Origin of the sequence: Suttonella sp. R2A3 (assembly GCF_021513215.1) — a bacterium.
GTDB lineage: Bacteria > Pseudomonadota > Gammaproteobacteria > Cardiobacteriales > Cardiobacteriaceae > JAHUUI01.
In genome coordinates, this window is sequence record NZ_CP090975.1 from 177,829 (window position 1) to 195,235 (window position 17,407).

The 17,407-nt window shown below is 48.7% G+C and carries 20 protein-coding genes; 9 read left to right on the forward strand and 11 right to left on the reverse strand.

Going from position 1 to position 17,407, the window contains the following annotated elements:
- Positions 1–4 precede the first annotated feature (4 nt).
- From L0B52_RS00885 to L0B52_RS00925, 9 genes are all read left to right on the forward strand, one after another.
- The gene (locus tag L0B52_RS00885; RefSeq protein ID WP_235064656.1) at positions 5–625 is read left to right on the forward strand and encodes an NUDIX domain-containing protein; all 621 of its coding nucleotides are present in this window, start codon (positions 5–7) and stop codon (positions 623–625) included.
- A complete protein-coding gene (locus tag L0B52_RS00890) occupies positions 622–2,028 on the forward strand; it encodes a peptidoglycan-binding protein (protein WP_235064657.1) in 1,407 nt (468 codons plus the stop codon). The genes L0B52_RS00885 and L0B52_RS00890 overlap by 4 nt, the downstream gene beginning before the upstream one ends.
- Positions 2,029–2,268: 240 nt before the next feature.
- The gene (trpB, locus tag L0B52_RS00895) at positions 2,269–3,474 is read left to right on the forward strand and encodes a tryptophan synthase subunit beta (protein ID WP_260088703.1); all 1,206 of its coding nucleotides are present in this window, start codon (positions 2,269–2,271) and stop codon (positions 3,472–3,474) included.
- Positions 3,475–3,480: 6 nt separating this feature from the next.
- On the forward strand, positions 3,481–4,284 hold the full coding sequence (gene trpA, locus L0B52_RS00900) for a tryptophan synthase subunit alpha (protein ID WP_235064659.1): 804 nt from the start codon (positions 3,481–3,483) through the stop codon (positions 4,282–4,284).
- A gap of 28 nt (positions 4,285–4,312) precedes the next feature.
- Positions 4,313–5,305, forward strand: coding sequence for an acetyl-CoA carboxylase, carboxyltransferase subunit beta (gene accD, locus L0B52_RS00905; protein ID WP_235064660.1), 993 nt, complete (start codon positions 4,313–4,315; stop codon positions 5,303–5,305).
- On the forward strand, positions 5,302–6,606 hold the full coding sequence (locus L0B52_RS00910; protein WP_235064661.1) for a folylpolyglutamate synthase/dihydrofolate synthase family protein: 1,305 nt from the start codon (positions 5,302–5,304) through the stop codon (positions 6,604–6,606). The genes accD and L0B52_RS00910 overlap by 4 nt, the downstream gene beginning before the upstream one ends.
- Positions 6,603–7,208: an SPOR domain-containing protein gene (locus L0B52_RS00915; RefSeq protein WP_235064662.1), complete on the forward strand. Its 606-nt coding sequence runs from the start codon at positions 6,603–6,605 to the stop codon at positions 7,206–7,208. The genes L0B52_RS00910 and L0B52_RS00915 overlap by 4 nt, the downstream gene beginning before the upstream one ends.
- Positions 7,209–7,217: 9 nt before the next feature.
- Positions 7,218–8,075 carry a CvpA family protein gene (locus L0B52_RS00920; protein WP_235064663.1) on the forward strand — a complete coding sequence of 286 codons (858 nt, stop codon included), beginning with the start codon at positions 7,218–7,220 and terminating at the stop codon, positions 8,073–8,075.
- A gap of 2 nt (positions 8,076–8,077) precedes the next feature.
- Positions 8,078–9,259 carry an O-succinylhomoserine sulfhydrylase gene (locus L0B52_RS00925; RefSeq protein WP_235064664.1) on the forward strand — a complete coding sequence of 394 codons (1,182 nt, stop codon included), beginning with the start codon at positions 8,078–8,080 and terminating at the stop codon, positions 9,257–9,259.
- Positions 9,260–9,261: 2 nt separating this feature from the next.
- On the opposite strand, the gene L0B52_RS00930 is transcribed toward L0B52_RS00925, so the two are convergent.
- The 11 genes from L0B52_RS00930 to L0B52_RS00980 form a co-directional block, all read right to left on the reverse strand.
- Positions 9,262–9,921 (reverse strand): heme exporter protein CcmB, encoded by a 660-nt coding sequence (locus L0B52_RS00930; RefSeq protein ID WP_235064665.1) that lies wholly within the window; start codon positions 9,919–9,921, stop codon positions 9,262–9,264.
- Positions 9,914–10,516, reverse strand: coding sequence for a heme ABC exporter ATP-binding protein CcmA (gene ccmA / locus L0B52_RS00935; protein WP_235064666.1), 603 nt, complete (start codon positions 10,514–10,516; stop codon positions 9,914–9,916). The genes L0B52_RS00930 and ccmA overlap by 8 nt, the downstream gene beginning before the upstream one ends.
- A complete protein-coding gene (locus L0B52_RS00940; protein ID WP_235064667.1) occupies positions 10,513–11,676 on the reverse strand; it encodes a hypothetical protein in 1,164 nt (387 codons plus the stop codon). The genes ccmA and L0B52_RS00940 overlap by 4 nt, the downstream gene beginning before the upstream one ends.
- On the reverse strand, positions 11,673–12,134 hold the full coding sequence (locus L0B52_RS00945; RefSeq protein WP_235064668.1) for a cytochrome c-type biogenesis protein: 462 nt from the start codon (positions 12,132–12,134) through the stop codon (positions 11,673–11,675). Before L0B52_RS00945 ends, L0B52_RS00940 begins: the two co-directional genes overlap by 4 nt.
- Positions 12,131–12,880 carry an oxygen-insensitive NADPH nitroreductase gene (gene nfsA / locus L0B52_RS00950; RefSeq protein WP_235064669.1) on the reverse strand — a complete coding sequence of 250 codons (750 nt, stop codon included), beginning with the start codon at positions 12,878–12,880 and terminating at the stop codon, positions 12,131–12,133. Before nfsA ends, L0B52_RS00945 begins: the two co-directional genes overlap by 4 nt.
- A complete protein-coding gene (locus tag L0B52_RS00955; RefSeq protein ID WP_235064670.1) occupies positions 12,877–13,446 on the reverse strand; it encodes a DsbE family thiol:disulfide interchange protein in 570 nt (189 codons plus the stop codon). The genes nfsA and L0B52_RS00955 overlap by 4 nt, the downstream gene beginning before the upstream one ends.
- Entirely contained in the window at positions 13,439–15,364 is a 1,926-nt protein-coding gene (locus tag L0B52_RS00960; protein WP_235064671.1) for a heme lyase CcmF/NrfE family subunit, read from the reverse strand. The genes L0B52_RS00955 and L0B52_RS00960 overlap by 8 nt, the downstream gene beginning before the upstream one ends.
- Positions 15,361–15,819: a cytochrome c maturation protein CcmE gene (gene ccmE, locus L0B52_RS00965; RefSeq protein ID WP_235064672.1), complete on the reverse strand. Its 459-nt coding sequence runs from the start codon at positions 15,817–15,819 to the stop codon at positions 15,361–15,363. The genes L0B52_RS00960 and ccmE overlap by 4 nt, the downstream gene beginning before the upstream one ends.
- Positions 15,816–15,983 (reverse strand): heme exporter protein CcmD, encoded by a 168-nt coding sequence (gene ccmD, locus L0B52_RS00970; protein ID WP_235064673.1) that lies wholly within the window; start codon positions 15,981–15,983, stop codon positions 15,816–15,818. The genes ccmE and ccmD overlap by 4 nt, the downstream gene beginning before the upstream one ends.
- Before the next feature lie 17 nt (positions 15,984–16,000).
- Positions 16,001–16,735 carry a heme ABC transporter permease CcmC gene (gene ccmC, locus L0B52_RS00975; protein ID WP_409202300.1) on the reverse strand — a complete coding sequence of 245 codons (735 nt, stop codon included), beginning with the start codon at positions 16,733–16,735 and terminating at the stop codon, positions 16,001–16,003.
- 159 nt (positions 16,736–16,894) lie between these two features.
- On the reverse strand, positions 16,895–17,395 hold the full coding sequence (locus L0B52_RS00980) for a glycine zipper 2TM domain-containing protein (protein ID WP_235064675.1): 501 nt from the start codon (positions 17,393–17,395) through the stop codon (positions 16,895–16,897).
- Between the last annotated feature and the right edge of the window lie 12 nt (positions 17,396–17,407).

Below are 17,407 nucleotides of genomic sequence, written 5' to 3' on the forward strand. Positions count from 1 at the left end.
GATTATGGATTATCAATTTCGCGTCTTAGAGGAAAAAGAAGTCTATCGAGGCTTTTTTAAGCTCCGTCGTTACCAGATTGATTTTGAACTCTTTCCGGGTGGTTTAAGCGGTGCGGTGATGCGCGAATGTTCTGGTAGTACCGGTTTTGTGGTTGCGGCATTGCCTTATGATCCGCAGCGAGAAGAGTTTGTTTTTGTTGAGCAATTTCGCATTGGTGCGATGGTTGCTGGGCACCATCCCTGGCAGCTCGAAATTGTCGCTGGTTTTATGGATAAGCCGGGTGAAACGCCAGAAGAGTGCTTACAGCGTGAGTTGAATGAAGAAATCGGTACCACCGCGCAATCATTAACCCATGTGAGCACGTATTTTACCAGCCCTGGCGGCAGTCCTGCGCAAACGCATTTTTATTTTGCGGAAGTTGACGCCTCGCAGTGTGCAACCTATACAGGGTTACTCGAAGAGGGTGAAGATATTTTAGTGCACCGAGTGCCTTATCGCACCGCGTATCGCTGGCTACGTGACGGGCAGGTGAAAAATGCTACCATGATGTTGGCATTACAGGCTTTTTTATTGCAACAAGAAGACCGCGTTGCAGCGGCATTTTCTGGGATTGATAACACATGAATAATCTAAAAACTGTCTTTACACTCAGCGCATTGAGTGCGGCAATGTGGCTAAGCGCCCCCGTTTTTGGCCAAGAAGCGTGTGATGATCGCGCGTTTGGTGAGCTGGTGCGTCATGATGATGTAGAAGCCCTACGCAGTTACGCTGAAGAATGTGATGTCGCGCAAAAGGATGTACGTGGGTTCTCTCTTTATGACCGAGCGCTCCTGCAGGGGAGTGAAGAAACGATTGCTTGGCTTGAATCCAACAATCATGCAAAAAAAGGTGAGTACAGCGAGGCATTAATTAAATTGGTACAAACCGGGCTGCGCTATTTAGATATGGATGCTGGGGTGATCGACGGCGATTTAGGCGATCAAACGCGCAGTGCGATCAAAACCTATCAGAAAAAATATGGCTTTAGCGTTGATGGAGAATTCCATCCTGCGTGGATGGCCGATTTTTACCGTCGTTTGGTGAAAAAAACCCAGCAAGGGTTAGATCAAATTGGTTTTGAGGCGGGTACACCAGACGGCATTATTGGCGATAATACGGTGAGCGCGATGCAAGGTTTTCGCCAAGAGCGCCAAATGCCAGCACCAGATTACGCTGATTTAGATGATCAGTTGATCTACCAACTGATGATGGTGCTGCACGAACATCATAAAGATGAGCTTGCCAAACGTGACGCCGAACGTAAGGCGCGACAAGTCGCACAAGAAGCGGCACGTCGTGAACAAGAAGCAAAAGCACGTGCTGAAGCGCAGCGTAAGGCAGAAGAAGAGCGCCGCGCCGCTGAGCGGGCTGCAAAAGAAGCCGAACGTGAGCGACAAGCTAATGAACAGCGTATGCAAAAAATTCGTGAAAGCGAGCTGCAATCTTCATTAAATAACGTGAATATTTTGCCAAATCAATCGAGTGTACAACAAACACAAGCGGCACGTATTGCCCAGGAAAAAGCAGCTTTAGAGGCCAGGCTGGCGGCAGAACGTGCACAGCAGGAGGCTAAGGCGAAACGTGATGCTGAAGCCGCTAAAATTGAGGAAGAGCGTGCAAAACGTGAAGCTGCAGAGGCGAAAGCCGCGCAAGAACGCGCCCAGCGTGAAGCAGAAGTGGCGCGTCAAGAAGCTGAACAGGCGCGCCGTGAAGCGCAGGCAGCGTTTACCGCAGTTAAGCGTAATGAACCGGTTAAAGTGAGTGACGATATTCAGCAAGCAACCCAGGTCCAAGGGGCGAAAACGATGGCTGGGGGGTTCCAAGAGCTCAATGGTATTCTTCGTCACAATGGTCGTTCGTCTTGTAGCGTTAACGGGCAAAATATTGAGGCCAGTTGGTGCGAATCGGTTTATCAAGAAAGCAGCGGTAAAAACTGTAACGTGATTTTGACCCCGTCAGGATTAGTCGTCAGCTTCTTGTGTGACTAAGCAAGGCGCTTGCCTATCGAATATATGGAGTAGCTGAGATATACCTTTTAGGTTGCCTCGGCTAATCCTAAAATGGTTGTTTCTGCTCGGTGTTAGCGAACTCAGCGGTAAGTAAGTGGTGATTGCCTGTAGCGGGCTTACGAACAATAACTTTACGATTAACGGATGGATAACACATCCACAAAACACACAAGGCTCTGTTAAAATACAGCGTTTGTAGCAATGATTAAACCAGCATTTATGCCCAATCAAACCCAATTTCCCGATGCACGTGGCTACTTTGGTCGCTATGGTGGCCAATTTGTCGCAGAAACCTTAATGCAGGCTGTATTGGAATTACAGCAAGCCTATGAGCAGGCCAAGAATGAACCGGAATTCTGGCAGCAATATCGTCAGGAATTACGCGATTATGTTGGCCGTCCTTCACCGCTGTATTTTGCCGAACGTCTAACCCAAGCTGCTGGTGGCGCGCAAATTTGGTTAAAACGCGAAGACCTTAATCATACTGGCGCGCATAAAGTGAATAACACCATTGGCCAGGCCTTACTCGCGCAACGCTTAGGCAAGCCGCGGGTAATTGCTGAAACCGGTGCGGGGCAGCATGGGGTGGCTACGGCAACTGTGGCTGCACGTCTGGGGCTAGAATGCGTGGTGTACATGGGCGCTGATGATATAGCGCGCCAGGCGCCTAACGTCTATCGCATGAAGTTATTGGGCGCTAAGGTGGTTTCTGTCACCTCAGGATCACGCACTTTAAAAGATGCGATGAACGAAGCGTTGCGTGATTGGGTGGCCAACGTTGATGACACGTTTTATATCATCGGTACCGTTGCCGGCCCGCACCCTTATCCGATGTTGGTGCGCGATTTTCAGAAAGTGATTGGTGAGGAAGTACGCGCCCAAGCACACGATCAATTTGGCGCGCTGCCCGATGCCTTAGTGGCTTGTGTGGGCGGTGGCTCGAATGCGATAGGGCTGTTTTATCCTTTTTATGAGGATGATGTGGCGCTTTATGGCGTTGAAGCCGGTGGACATGGTTTGGCCAGTGGTGAACATGCCGCACCTTTATCCGATGCACATACTCCGGTTGGCGTGCTTCATGGTAATCGAACGTATGTGATGAGCGATCGAGATGGACAAATTTCTGCAACCCATTCGATTTCAGCCGGCCTCGATTATCCTGGGGTTGGTCCTGAGCATGCCTGGTTAAAAGACAGTGAACGGGCGCGTTATGTCGCAGTTGATGATCAGCAGGCGATGGACGGCTTTCATCAGCTCTGTCGCTTAGAAGGGATTATTCCTGCGTTGGAAAGTTCCCATGCGGTGGCTTATGCCATGGAACTTGCGAAAACCATGGATAAAGACCAGCGGATTGTGGTCAATCTCTCTGGCCGTGGCGATAAAGATATTAATACCGTCGCGCAGTTAGACGGCATCGAGTTGTGAGGCCCTATGCAACGAATTGAACAACGATTTTCTGATCTACGTCATGCCGGACGTAAGGCGCTTATTCCTTACATTAGCGCTGGTGATCCGGATCCTGATCAAACGGTTTCGGTGATGCACGCTTTAGTGGCCTCTGGTGCGGATGTGCTGGAACTCGGGATTCCCTTTTCTGATCCGGCCGCTGATGGCGAGACGATTCAGCTCGCTAATGAACGCGCGCTAGCTCGTGGGGTGGGCTTTTCTGATGTGTTGGCGATGATTGGTGAATTTCGCGGCAAAGATCAAGAGACGCCGGTTGTGGTGATGGGCTATCTCAACAGTTTTGAACGTCATGGATTTGCTGAGGCCACCCAGCAGTTAGCTAATGCCGGTGTTGATGCGGTAATTTTGGTAGATTGTCCGGTTGAGGCACTACCAGATTACCGTGATGCGTTAAGCAATAGTGGTTTGCTGCCGATTTTACTGGTTGCACCAACCACTAAACCGCAACGTCTGGCGATGATTACCCGTGAAGCGCGTGGTTTTATTTATTATGTGTCGCTGCGTGGGGTAACCGGAAAACAGCAGGCTCAGGCGCAGGCGATAGCGCCTGCTTTAGCAGAACTTAAAACACAAACTGATTTACCGGTGTGTGTAGGATTTGGGATTCGTGATAGTGAAACCGCCCATGCAATGGCTGAGATTGCCGATGGGGTGGTGATTGGTAGTGCGTTAGTAAGTGCGCTTAATGATGCCGCAGAACGTAACTCGAATCTGGCTGATGCGGCAAGCGAATTTCTCACCCCGATTCGGGCAGCGATGGATCAATAACTGGATGATAAAAGAATAAGGAGTAACGATGAGTTGGTTTGATAGTTTAATGCCGTCGCGCATTAAGACCAAAAACAAGAATCAGCAAGTACCTGATGGATTGTGGAAGCAATGCGGGGCGTGTAATGAAGTGCTTTATGCACAAGATTTAGCGTTTAATCAGCAAGTTTGCCCAAAATGTAATCACCACATGCGTATTAGTGCGCGTGAGCGGCTGCAGTTACTGTTTGATAAAGACAGTAAATCCAGTGAAATTGGCAACAATCTACGCCCAAATGACTTTTTAAAATTTAAAGACAGTAAGCGCTATAAAGACCGTATTAGCCAAGCGCAGAAACGCAGTGGGGAAAGCGAGGCAATCATCGCTATGGCGGGTGAGCTCTATGGCAAGCCACTAACCGCTGCTGCCTTTGAGTTTGAATATATGGCTGGCTCGATGGGTTCTGTGGTCGGGGAGCGCTTCGCTTTAGCGGTCGATCATGCGATTGCCAATCAAACCCCATTTGTGTGTTTTGCCGCCAGTGGTGGCGCACGGATGCAAGAAGGGCTAACTTCATTGATGCAAATGGCGAAAACCAGTGCGATGCTGACTCAGCTGCGAGAGGCGGGATTGCCGTTTATCTCAGTGCTTACGGACCCGACGATGGGCGGTGTTTCAGCGTCTTTTGCGATGCTCGGCGATATTATTATCGCTGAACCGGGTGCGTTGATTGGTTTTGCCGGACCACGCGTCATTGAACAAACGGTGCGCGAGACGCTACCAGAAGGGTTTCAGCGCAGTGAATTTCTGATGGATAAGGGTGCGATCGATATGATTGTCGATCGTCGACAGATGCGTGATGAATTAGCCGCTTTATTGGCCTTATTGTTAAAACAATCTGAACGCGTTATCGCAACTGAAGAAGCGTCTTTGGGCGATGAGGACCAAGTCAGCAAAGAAGTCGCTATTGAAGGTGAGTTAGTCGATGAGAATGAAGCAGCTTCATCTTCTGAGGATTCACCGCAGGCTAAAAACGATTGAGTAACGCATTAGAACAAGCTCAGCGTATGCGTGCGTCTTGGCAGCTATCACAGTGGCTGGATTGGCAAGAATCCTTACACCCTAAAGCATGGGATTTAGGGCTCGCACGGATTAGCGAAGTGTGGCAACGTCTCGATTGTGGACGTATTGCTGAACGGGTATTAATTGTCGCTGGAACCAACGGTAAGGGCTCAACCGTGCGTTGGACAGAAGCAATAGCCCTGGCACATGGTATCAAGGTCGCGACATTTACCTCACCCCATGTACAAGACTATCGCGAGCGTATTCGTTTTGATGGTGCGTTGGTCGATGAAGCTACATTGTGTGATGCTTTTCAGGTGATTGACCGAGCGCGTGGCGAGATTAGTCTGACCTATTTTGAGTGGTCCGCCTTAGCGGCCTTTTATTTGATGGCTAATGCGTCTTTAGCGTTAGCTATTTTAGAAGTCGGTCTTGGGGGGCGTCTGGATGCGACAAACATCATCGATGCAGATGCTGCGATTATCACGCGTATTGGCCTTGATCATCAAGATTGGCTTGGTGATGATGTTGAAACGATTGCCCGTGAAAAAGCTGGCGTTCTGCGTCGTGGACAGCTGCTTGCTTTGCCGGTTGAACGCCCACCACAGGCTGTGCTTGAACAGGCATCAGATTTGGCGATCACACCATGGCGCTTACATGAAGAACTGTCGGTCTCGATTGATGGTGATGATTGGACGGTTGCGGTTCCTGGCTATCAGGCACAGTTGCCATTGCCGAAGCTTTTGCCCGGCAAGCATCAATGCGCACATATTGCGGCTGTGTTATCGATCTTGGCGCAATGGTTTGTTTTAGATGTGCACAAGCTTGCGGCTGTGATGCGCGAGACTGCACTGATTGGGCGGTTAACTAAGAAAAAGCTTCATCATACGGCTGACATTCTTTTTGATGTGGCTCATAATGCTGATAGTGCAGAAATACTAGCAGCGTTTTTACGCGAACAGCGGCGACATTATCAGCGCGTCCATGTCATTTGTGGTATGTTGCGCGATAAAGACCATCAGGCCGTATTTGGGCTGTTAGCACCGGTCGTTGACTCGTGGTCATTGTGTCGCTTAAGCGGCCCACGGGCGAGCCATATGGACGATTTTTATCAAGCCGCATTATCGGCTGGCATTGATGAGCAAATTATCCATCAATATGATGATTGTCCAAGTGCGAAAAAGGGTATGGACGAACAAGCCTCAGCCGACGATTTGGTTGTGGTGATGGGGTCATTTATTACGGTAGGTGAATTATTGCATGAATGGGATAAGCAATGAATAAATGGATATATCGATTAATTGGTGTACTGGTGCTTGCATTAGTCGCCTTATTATTTTTAGATTTCTGGTTGAAACCGAAAGTACCTGAAGCGATAGAAAATGAGATCGGTATGGAAGTGGTTGATGGCGAAGGCCAACCGATTCCACAACGTGATCCGAGTGAAGGCAATGAAGGCTTAAGTTTATTGTCATTAGAATCAGATGATAACACCCAAGGCAATGTGGCGGCTAATGGAGGCACGCCACCAGCTCACACAACGACCAATCAATCAAATAATACACCTGCCGAAACACCGGCTGAGCCTGAGATGAGCCTCACCTCTTTAGAGGATGATGTACCGGTACCGGTATTGAGTAATCCAGACTCAACCAGGGCCAATGCTTGGCTACAAGCGGGGAGTTTTGGTAGTCGTGAGAATGCCGATAACCGTGCGGTATTGTTGCGTGGGCAAGGTTTATCGACCGATATTGAACAGGCAAACGTCAATGGAAAAACCTATTATCGGGTTTATGTTGGACCGCTGCAACGCAGTGCTGTTGATCAAACACTCGGACAGTTGCAAGGATTGAATATTGAGGCTCGGGAAGTGAGTCGTTAAGGAACAGTTATGGAAACGCTTAATTATTTAGATGCCGCCCTCGGTGCAATCGTTATTATTTCAGCGCTGGTCGGTTTAGCGCGTGGCTTACTTAAAGAAGTTTTATCGTTAGTTGCTTGGGCTGCTGCGGCTTATATCGCCTTTTTGTTTGCCGAAATGATCGCTGAAAAATACATTGTTAAATTTATCAATGACCCGTTAATCAGTTATTTGGCCGCTTTTGGCTTGTTATTTTTGTGTACCTTGTTTGCGATTGGGCTGATTAATTTAATCATTACCCAGTTGTTGAGCCGTACCGGCATGGGTGGCTTTGACCGCTTTTTAGGGATGCTCTTTGGCTTAGCGCGTGGCGCGATTATAGGTGCATTAGCTGTATTTGTGTTGGGTTTAACACCAGCGGTTAATCAAAGCTGGTGGCAAACATCAGTGCTTCAGCCTGGGTTCTCATCACTTGCTGATTGGGGACGTCAAAAATTGCCCGATGAAGTGCGCAGCCTATTGGGCCGCTATACCGGTGAAGAAGGTGACTTGCCCGGTCAGGCGGTGTTACAGCTTGAACGTAATGCGATCATCAACGCTGAGGGCGAACAAGCAACTCGGCCGGAAACGATGGTCGAAGGTGAGGCACGTAACGCAATTAGCGAAATGAGTGAGAATGAACCAGCGATTCAATTAGAATCGTATGATCCTGAGCAGAATAATGTAACAGCAGTGCCACAACCCACAGCACCTGCCGAGCCGGCAGTACAAAATGCTGTGCATCAGTCACCGCAGACAAACTCAGAAAGTAGCGCCAGCTCATCGGCAAACGAACCTTCGATTGAAACCCCAGAGCCGCCTGCATTAATCTTGGAGTCCATACAGTAACGATGTCTGATAAAGCCTTCTCAACCCGCGCCATTCGTGAGCATTGGTGGCAATCTTCAGCCAATGAGCATTCACAGGCGTTATTTTTAACGTCTTCTTACACGTTTAATAGCGCCGAAGAAGCGGCTGATGTGTTTGCTGAACGTAAGAAAGCGTTCAGCTATAGCCGTTTTGGTAATCCGACGGTTGCGATGTTTGAAGAGCGCTTAAATCATTTGGAAGGTGGTGCGCGCTGTGTGGCGGCTTCAACCGGGATGAGCGCGATCACTGCATTGTGTATGGCTTTTCTAGAGCAAGGCGATCATGTGGTGTGCGCGCGCAATTGCTTTGGCTCGACCTTGGTATTATTCCGGCAAATTATCGCCAAATTTGGTGTGAGCGTGAGTATTGTCGATCTCAATGATCTTGAGCAATGGCGTGAGGCGTGTACAGCAAAAACCAAGTTGCTGTTCGTTGAAACACCAGCGAACCCTTTATTGGATATTGCTGATTTGGATGCGTTGGCTGAGATTGCGCGTGATAGTGGCGCTAAACTTGTGGTGGATAATTGCTTTGCCACGCCTTATTTGCAGCGACCGATTGAGCATGGCGCGGATATCGTGATTCACTCAGCGACCAAGTACATTGACGGTCAAGGTCGAGCAATGGGTGGCGCGCTTATCTGTCGGGATGCAGAAGATGGGGACATGCTTTATCGCCTGTTGCGCACGATTGGGACAACGATGAGTGCGTTTGATGCGTGGATTTTTCTTAAAAGTTTGGAAACGCTAGCGTTGCGTATGCGCTGTCATAGCGAAAATGCACTGTACGTGGCTCAATGGCTGGTTAAACAACCAGGGATTGAACGCGTGTATTATCCAGGGCTGGAAAATCACCCACAACACGCGCTGGCAAAACGTTATATGCCGGAGGGTTTTGGCGGTATGGTGAGCTTTGATGTTCGTGGTGGACAAAAAGCAGCATGGGCGCTCATTGATCGTTGTGACTGGTTGAGTATCTCGGGCAATCTCGGTGACGCGCGCACCATCATTACCCACCCGGATACAACCACCCATGCGCGTGTCTCAGATGAAGATAAAGCGAAAATGGGGATCAGTGGCGCAACGATTCGTTTATCTGTGGGCTTGGAAGACGCCCAAGATATTTGCCAGGATTTAGCAAAAGGTTTTCCAAGCGCCAGCTAAGCTTATAAATTCTGTGTTTTTAGCGCGAGCGTGGCAAATGGGATCATTACCAGTGCTGCAAATAACGCGAATGCCCCGAGTAGCGCGAATAAGCCCATAAATGGCAGGCCAATCGTGATGCTGTTAGCTGCACTGACGCCTAAAATGAGTACCGGTATATATAACGGCACAACGATTAAAAACAATAAAAAAGTACTTTGCGCCTGACTGACGGTCAAAGCCGCACCAAGCATCGCGATCAGTAATAAACTCAAACTACCAAGGGCGATCAGTGCGCCAAGTGCGGGCAGCGTGTCCACTTTGATATGCAGTAGCATCGCCATAAGCGGTAAACATAGGAGCAGTGGCAGGGTGAAGCGCAGCCAGGCAGCGATGAGCTTCGCCAGCGGCAGTAACCATAAATCTTCCAAGTGTACGCGGTCCTGGCTTAGCGTACCATCATGATAATCTTCATAAAAAAGCTGTTCTCCAGCGAGCAGAGCAGCCAATAATAGCGCCAACCATAATGCGGCTGGGGCACTTGCGCGTAAGGTTGCTTCATCAATGCCAAGAGCTATTGGGAACAAACACAGGGTTAATATAAAAAACAATAACGGCTGTAAAAGACGTTGTGGATTACGCCAAGCGGTGTGTAATTCTCGTTGGATAAGCAGTTTAAGCATAATCGGATAGTGAATACGTATTAAGCGTGTGTGAGGGGATATAAAATGGCTGGTGTGAGGTGATGATCAGTCCACCGCCGTTATCGCAGTGTTCAGCGCAGCGTTCAGCCAAGCGTTTAACCCCGTGGGTATCTAACGCGGTCAGCGGCTCATCAAGCAGCCATAACGGCGGGGTGTTGAGCCAAAGCCGGGCGAGTTGGCAGCGGCGTTGTTGGCCGGCTGATAAAAACCGCGTCTGACGATCGCGTTGCTTAAGCAGCCCAACTTGCTCAATAGCCTCTTCAACCTGATTGTGTAATTGAGGGTGGGTCATTTGATGATAGAGTCGGGCAGCAAGCTGTAAATTCTCTTTCACGCTCAACCCAGCTTTAACCCCCGGGCGATGGCCGAGATACAATAAATTGCTATGACGCTCGATATGACCACCATGAACGGTAAATAATCCGGCAAGCGCTTGCAGTAATGTGGTTTTGCCACTGCCGTTATCCCCGGTTAAATGGATCGCTTCACCACGGGCAACACGGATACTGATATGGCGCAGGATAGGGGTGTGTCCGCGCATTAGGGTCAGGTTGTCGGCAGTGATCAAACTCATAGCTGAAGCTGGATCTGATTTGAATAGGGTAAGGTAATGCGCTGTTCGCTTTCGCCCAAGGTGGCGCTGCTGACATCGCCTGTTTCACTCAATTTAGCGCGAACAATCACGTTCTGCTCAGCTTCTAAGCGCACACCATTCATACTGCTGCGCTCATCGAGGATGACATTTTGTGTCTCCTTGATTGGTAAACGCTGCGCAAGGAGTGGTATGCGGCTGTCTTGCGGGCTGACGCTGACAAATAACGCCGCTTGTTCTGGTAGGTTTGCTAAACGACTGGCATCAATATCAATCCGTACCGACAACGTTAATTCATCCGCTGATAAGGTAGATGATTCATCGTCGTCAAAGGAAGCCAAGGTTTGTTCGATTACCGGATATAAAGGATGCTCCTTAGGGGTCTCATCCGCCAACGCCTGCCATAATGGTTTTGCTTTTAGGGTGTCGCCTGACTGTAAGTAGCCTGCGGCAAGCATTAAAGTGGCCCGCGTGGTATGCTCCGGGTTGCCTTTTAAAGAGATCAATATCCGTTCAACTTCGCGTTCCATCGGTCGATTACGCGCACCCATTAAGCGAATTTCTGCATAGTCCATCGCAATACCATCGTCATCAGGTTGTAAGCGGTACATGGCTTCATAAACATCAGCAGCTGCGGGAAAATTATTATAGCTTAGGTAGCAGCGTGCCAATGCGCTGAGCTGATTGGTATCTTGGCGTTCAACGCGGGTTTGTAATAATTGACAATAGGTATTTAAGTCTTGCACCGGCAGATTAGGCGTTTCCATACCTAAGTACTGACTACTAATCAGTGGCTTATCGAGCATGGTTTCATAACTTTGCCATTGTAATGCGTTCTCACCACCTAAGCGATACCAGGCAAACGTAGAAGCACCCAATACAACGACCAACAGCAGTAATAGCCAAATTGACAGCTGTTTACGTAGGGTTGTTTGAGTGCTTTCTCGCAGGTGTTTGAGTTCTTGATAGAGGCGATAGTCGCGCTCGTTTTGCTGTGCACCATCGTGTGCACGCTGATCATAGAGCGCAACCAAACGGCGCGCTTCATGATCACGATCAAAAGTGGGTAAGACTTTACGGCTGGCGAGGAGTAAATACCCCAACACAACCATTAAGGTGGTTATAATAATGGCAAAACTCATGATCGACTCCGATACTCATCGAGCCAGGTTTGAAGCTCTTCTCGTTGCTCTGCGCTGAGCGTTGCAGCAGTCGTTGCTTTGCCACGGCGTACGAACCACCAGAGAAAAGCAATAAGCATCACCAGGCTTGGTGCTAGCCACAACAACCATGTGCGAGGATTAAACGGTGGTTTATAGGTAATGAAGTCCCCGTAGCGGTCGACAAGGTAGGCATTAATCTCGCTATTGCCTTTACCGGCTTCAATTTGGGTCGCGATTAGGCCACGTAGTTGGCGAGCAAGCGGGGCATTAGATTCGGCGACGTTGTTGTTTTGACAGGTTGGACAGCGAATATCTTTAATCAGTTCGTAGTATTGCTCTTCTTGCGCAGGGGTGGAAAATTCTGGCGCGGCGTCAATACTTGCCCAACTCAAAGCGGTGAAGCACAGGGTCACTAAGGCAGAAATCCATACTCTCATTGCTGTAAAAATCCTTGCCCTTGAGCGATTTGATGAAGTTCTTGGCGCTTAACCGGGTGAAATGCTTTAACCATTAAATCACGCCAGTTTTCGCTGCGCGTGCCTGCGCCACGCGTATCGTAATAGGCGTTAATCGTTTGATCATAAGTATCAAGTGCCGAATGAATAAACGCAGGGTCATGCTGGTAGCGGTTCTCATGGTAGATTGCTTTGCTTGGTAGGCGCGGCTTTTGGCTGCCTTGAGCGGCCGGATAGCCGAGCACCACCCCAAACAGCGGTAATGTATAGCGCGGTAGCTCAAGTAATTCGATAATGCGCTGTGGGTCATTACGTAGTGATCCAACGTAGCAGGCGCCTAAGCCCAAAGATTCTGCAGCGAGTACGAGGTTTTGTGCTGCAAGTGCGGCGTCAATTGCGGCAACACTATAGCCTTCGGTGGTTTCGAAACTCTCGCTGGTTTCGTAGCCTTTGCTGCGACAGATCAGATCATGGCGATAATAATCGGCGACAAACACCAATAAGAGCCCATTGTCGCGGACGTGCTTTTGCCCGGCCACTTCAGAGAGCGCCTCTTTTAGCGCAGGATCGGTGATCCCGATAATGCTATAGGCTTGCTTATAGTTTGATGTTGAAGCCATCTGTGCGGCATTAATGAGTTGAGTGATAGTTTGGTTATCAAGCGGCTGTTCGCTAAATTCACGAATAGAGCGATGTTTGCTGATTAATTCGATGGTTGGGGTGCTCATGAATCCTCTTGGGTTTTAATCAGGGGCGCAAATTTGCTTTGCCAGACGCCAGGACTCATTGGTCCAGCATGACGGTATAAAATGGTTTTATCGGGCGCGATTAAGAACGTTTCTGGTGCGCCGTATACCCCTAAATCAATGATCAGTGATCCTGCTTCGTCTACCGCGATTAATGAATATGGGTTGCCTTTATCGCGTAAAAACCGTTTGGCGTCTGCGTCTTCGTTCGGGTTATCTGCCGGCCAGTTCAGTCCGACAATGGGGATGGTTTGCCCAAGCTCCATCAAATAAGGATGTTCTTGATGACATGCCGGGCACCAGCTGCCCCAGACATTGAGTAAGAAATAGCCTTCTGGCAAATCGCTATCATTGATCATGCGGTCTTCGAGCAAGGCAGGAAGGCTAAATGATATAGCGCCTTGATCACTATCCTGACCAATCGTTGTACCTTCACGCACGCTGTCTAATTGTCGTGGGTCATGACTGAGGCCAAAAAAGAAAAAGCCAATCAAGACAATAAATACGACCGCGATCGCGCCACCTAATAATATCGGGGTTTTAGACATAAACATTCCTTGCTTGACGATAGCTCCGATCAAGTGCGGCGATGCCACCGCCAATCGCCATCAACAGTGCACCCAACCAAATCCAAATAATAAAAGGTTTGTACTGCAGACGTACTGCCCAGTTACCCGGGCCTATTTCCTCACCCATGGCAAGATAAAGGTCGTGCGTTGGAGTAACCAGGCGCGAAGATTCTGTCATTGGCATGGTCGATGAGAAATATTGCCGCTTAGCAGGGGTGAGTACGGTGAAAAAATCATCATCATCGTTCTTGCTGATTCGGAATAATCCTTGAGTGGCCTGGTAGTTTGGGCCTTTTTCTTCACGAAGGCTGAGTAATGAAATACGGTAGTCGGCAATACCAACCTCATCACCCGCACGAATGCTAATGTCTTGCTCGTTACTGTAAGTGCCGGTTGCTGTAATCGCCAGCGCCATAATAATGTAGCCTAAATGCGCGCTGAGCATACCGATGAGACTACGTGAAAATGTACGTGTCCCACGACGCAGATGTTTAGCCGTATCAGCACACACTGCCGCGAATGCAAGACCTGACACAAACAGCGCTAAATAGGTCATCATATTCATGTCTGGCAATAACCACCAACCAATACCGAGTGTGAATATCAGTGCAAAGACGGTTATAAAAATCAGGGCGTTTTTCAGGCGTGACGCGCGGTCGCGATGCCAACGCAGTAGCGGCATGAATCCTAATAACAATAGGCTAATTAAAGCCAGTGGTACAATCAAGCGGTTAAAATAGGGCGCGCCGACAGAGATTTTGCCAAGGTTTAAAATGTCGGCAACCAGTGGATAAAGTGTGCCGATAAAAACCACCACACACGCGCCTGTCATCAACCAGTTGTTGGCCAGTAGCCCGGTTTCACGTGACAGGAGTCCGTAAGATACGCTGCGCGAAAGCTGGGCGCTACGCAGGATGAGTAACACTAAGGCAGGCAGGGTGATCGCGACCAATAGCGCGAGAATAAAAATACCGCGCGTGGGATCTGAAGCAAAGGCATGCACTGAGGTCAGGACACCAGAGCGAACGAGGAAAGTCCCGATCAAGCTAAGCGCAAAAGCCAGAATCGCTAATAGTGAGGTCCAAATCATAAAGGCACCACGGCGATCACTGGCTGAGAGTGAGTGGATGAGCGCTGTGCCAATCAACCAAGGCATGAGTGAGGCATTTTCGACTGGATCCCAGAACCACCAGCCACCCCAGCCGAGTTCGTAATAAGCCCAGTAACTACCGAGGGTGATGCCGAGGGTAAGGGTCAGCCAGGCAGCAAGTGTCCAAGGTCGCGCACGTTTCAGCCATAAGCTATCGAGTCGTCCTTGCCACAGGCCGGCAACCACAAAAGCAAATGCAACTGCAAAGCCAACGTAGCCGGCATAGAGTAGCGGCGGATGGAATATAAGGCCAGGGTCTTGCAGGAGTGGGTTGAGGTCGTGGCCATCAAACGGAAATGGGAATTGGCGGGCAAAGGGGTTTGATGTTAAAACGATAAAGGCGACAAATCCGACGCTGATGTAGCCAAGCACTGCGAGTACGCGCGTACGAAAAAGCGCTGGCAAACTAGCGCTACGCCAGGCAACCGCAGCACTCCAAATACTTAAAATATAAATCCACAGCAATAAGGAGCCTTCATGGCCGCCCCAGATCGCCGATAGGCGGTAATACCAGGGCAAGAGGCTGTTGCTGTGATTAGCGACATAATAGAGCGTAAAGTCATTGGCATAAAAGGCATAACCTAAAGCCAACATCGAGACGCTAAGTAAATAAAATTGCCCTTTAGCACAAGCCAGCACAATGCTTTGCGCGCGTGCATTATGCGCGCTGAATACCGGCAATAAACATTGCAAAAGAGCCAAACCACCAGCGAGTAATAACGTGAGGTGACCTAATTCGCCCGTCATGGCGTGTCACCTTGTTGGTGATCATAGCCACTGCGCTCCATATCTTGGGCGACTTCTGGTGGCATGTAATTCTCATCATGTTTGGCTAAAATTTCATCGGCATAGAATGCGCCATTTTTCCCCAGCTTACCACGTGCAATAACGCCTTGGTTATCACGAAATAAATCCGGGAGAATACCGCTGTAGTGCATGGTCAGTGGGGTATTTTTAAAGTCGGTGATGCGGAAAGTAACATCGAGTGAGTCAGGTGTACGAACAATCGAGCCGCTTTGCACCATACCACCAACGCGAATTCCTGGTTGTTCAACCGGTACAGTCCCTTTACTCACTGCCTCTAAAGAATAATAGTGGTTCAAATTTTCTCGCATCGCAAAAAGCAATAAGGTAATCGCGAGACTAGCAACAACAAAAATCAAAACAATCAGCTTAAGACGTTTTTTCTTCACCGGCTTCATGGCTTATCCTTTAGGTTTTTAAGCATGCGCTGCAAATGGCGGTGACGCAGGCGGCTATGAATATGAAAGCCAATGATTGCAAATAATGTGATGGCGTACGCAGACCAAACAAACGGCGCGTGACCACCCATGGCCAGAAAATCAGAAACAGAATCAAAAAACATGACGATCCTTAAATGCTTTACGAACGCACGAGTAAGCGTTCAATCCGATGAGAGAGAATGGCGTTTTGCATGCTTTTTAAAATGTAGGAAAAAAACAGCAGATAAAACGCGCTAAGGGTAATTAATAATGGTAGTAGCATCGATAGCGACATCGATGGTGCACCAAGTTTTAAGATGGTTGCTCCTTGATGTAGGGAATTCCACCAGTCAACCGAGTAATGAATAATCGGGATATTAATTACCCCGACAATCGCCAAGATGGCGCTTAAGCGATCCGCTTGTGCGCGGTCTTCGATGCTTTCTTGCAGCATCATATAGGCGATATATAAAAATAATAGAATCAGCTCAGAGGTGAGACGCGCATCCCATGTCCAATACGTACCCCAAGTGGGCTTGCCCCATAACATGCCTGAGATGAGCGCAAGGGCGGTAACCAATGCCCCATAGGGTGCCGCAGCACGCGCAAAAATGGCTGCTGTGCGAACACGCCAAATAAAGAAGACTAATGAAGTCAGCGCCATCATCACATAAATACTCATAGAGAGCGCTGCAGAAGGGACGTGAATAAAAATAATCCGGTAGCTATTACCTTGTTGGTAGTCAGCAGGGGCAATGGTTAAACCCCAGATGACGCCTACTGCAAGAAGAATCCATGCTAACGGTGTCAACCACGGTAAAAAATAACCACTTAAACGATCAAACCCTGCAGGGCTTGCCCATTGATGCCCCCATTTTCGGATGCTTTGCCACATACTCATGTCTATTTATATAGTCTTTAGAATGCCGGCATTATAGGCTAGCTGGCCAATAAATAAAACTATTACATCTAGGTCATTAGCTTGCAATTTTAAGCATTTACCCAATAAAAAAGGCTTCGCGATGCGAAGCCTTTTTGCCACTTGAATGGTCGCTTATAAGGTGCCAACCCCTGAGTTGACACTCCAAGATTGTGAACGGCCTTTGTTTTCAATGTAGTTATAATCAACCACACGACCCGTTGCTAAAGAGATCAGTACTTCTAAATACTGTTCTTCTTGACGCGCAGTGACCATATTATCAGCAAGCAGACCACCAGCTATCGCGCCGACTGAACCAGCGATCACTTGTCCGCTACCACCACCGATCTGGCTGCCAAGTAAACCACCAGCGGCAGCGCCACCAATACCTGCTGCGCTCTTTTTGATTTGATCGCTATTACGGTAGCCATAAGTAAGTTTGCGAATACCGGCTTTTTGGTTGACACTCACTGTAACCGGTTCACCAAATAACATACGAATTTGTTGTTCTGTGGTTACGCCACGCTGAATCTGGTTGACTTGTGAATAATCCATGCGTGTACCGGTAGCAATACAACCGGTGAGAATGGCGACGCCAAAAAAGCAAATGAGGATGGTTTTAATATTTTTTTTCATGGGGATACTCTC

What these genes read in the sequence shown, in the direction of transcription:
- L0B52_RS00890 (WP_235064657.1), top strand. Translation starts at nt 622, where the DNA reads ATGAATAATCTAAAAACTGTCTTTACACTCAGCGCATTGAGTGCGGCA.
- accD (WP_235064660.1), top strand. Translation starts at nt 4,313, where the DNA reads ATGAGTTGGTTTGATAGTTTAATGCCGTCGCGCATTAAGACCAAAAAC.
- L0B52_RS00915 (WP_235064662.1), top strand. Translation starts at nt 6,603, where the DNA reads ATGAATAAATGGATATATCGATTAATTGGTGTACTGGTGCTTGCATTA.
- ccmA (WP_235064666.1), bottom strand. Translation starts at nt 10,516, where the DNA reads ATGAGTTTGATCACTGCCGACAACCTGACCCTAATGCGCGGACACACC.
- L0B52_RS00920 (WP_235064663.1), top strand. Translation starts at nt 7,218, where the DNA reads ATGGAAACGCTTAATTATTTAGATGCCGCCCTCGGTGCAATCGTTATT.
- L0B52_RS00940 (WP_235064667.1), bottom strand. Translation starts at nt 11,676, where the DNA reads ATGAGTTTTGCCATTATTATAACCACCTTAATGGTTGTGTTGGGGTAT.
- nfsA (WP_235064669.1), bottom strand. Translation starts at nt 12,880, where the DNA reads ATGAGCACCCCAACCATCGAATTAATCAGCAAACATCGCTCTATTCGT.
- L0B52_RS00955 (WP_235064670.1), bottom strand. Translation starts at nt 13,446, where the DNA reads ATGTCTAAAACCCCGATATTATTAGGTGGCGCGATCGCGGTCGTATTT.
- L0B52_RS00960 (WP_235064671.1), bottom strand. Translation starts at nt 15,364, where the DNA reads ATGACGGGCGAATTAGGTCACCTCACGTTATTACTCGCTGGTGGTTTG.
- L0B52_RS00925 (WP_235064664.1), top strand. Translation starts at nt 8,078, where the DNA reads ATGTCTGATAAAGCCTTCTCAACCCGCGCCATTCGTGAGCATTGGTGG.
- L0B52_RS00980 (WP_235064675.1), bottom strand. Translation starts at nt 17,395, where the DNA reads ATGAAAAAAAATATTAAAACCATCCTCATTTGCTTTTTTGGCGTCGCC.
- L0B52_RS00885 (WP_235064656.1), top strand. Translation starts at nt 5, where the DNA reads ATGGATTATCAATTTCGCGTCTTAGAGGAAAAAGAAGTCTATCGAGGC.
- L0B52_RS00930 (WP_235064665.1), bottom strand. Translation starts at nt 9,921, where the DNA reads ATGCTTAAACTGCTTATCCAACGAGAATTACACACCGCTTGGCGTAAT.
- ccmD (WP_235064673.1), bottom strand. Translation starts at nt 15,983, where the DNA reads ATGTTTTTTGATTCTGTTTCTGATTTTCTGGCCATGGGTGGTCACGCG.
- ccmC (WP_409202300.1), bottom strand. Translation starts at nt 16,735, where the DNA reads ATGTGGCAAAGCATCCGAAAATGGGGGCATCAATGGGCAAGCCCTGCA.
- ccmE (WP_235064672.1), bottom strand. Translation starts at nt 15,819, where the DNA reads ATGAAGCCGGTGAAGAAAAAACGTCTTAAGCTGATTGTTTTGATTTTT.
- trpA (WP_235064659.1), top strand. Translation starts at nt 3,481, where the DNA reads ATGCAACGAATTGAACAACGATTTTCTGATCTACGTCATGCCGGACGT.
- trpB (WP_260088703.1), top strand. Translation starts at nt 2,269, where the DNA reads ATGCCCAATCAAACCCAATTTCCCGATGCACGTGGCTACTTTGGTCGC.
- L0B52_RS00945 (WP_235064668.1), bottom strand. Translation starts at nt 12,134, where the DNA reads ATGAGAGTATGGATTTCTGCCTTAGTGACCCTGTGCTTCACCGCTTTG.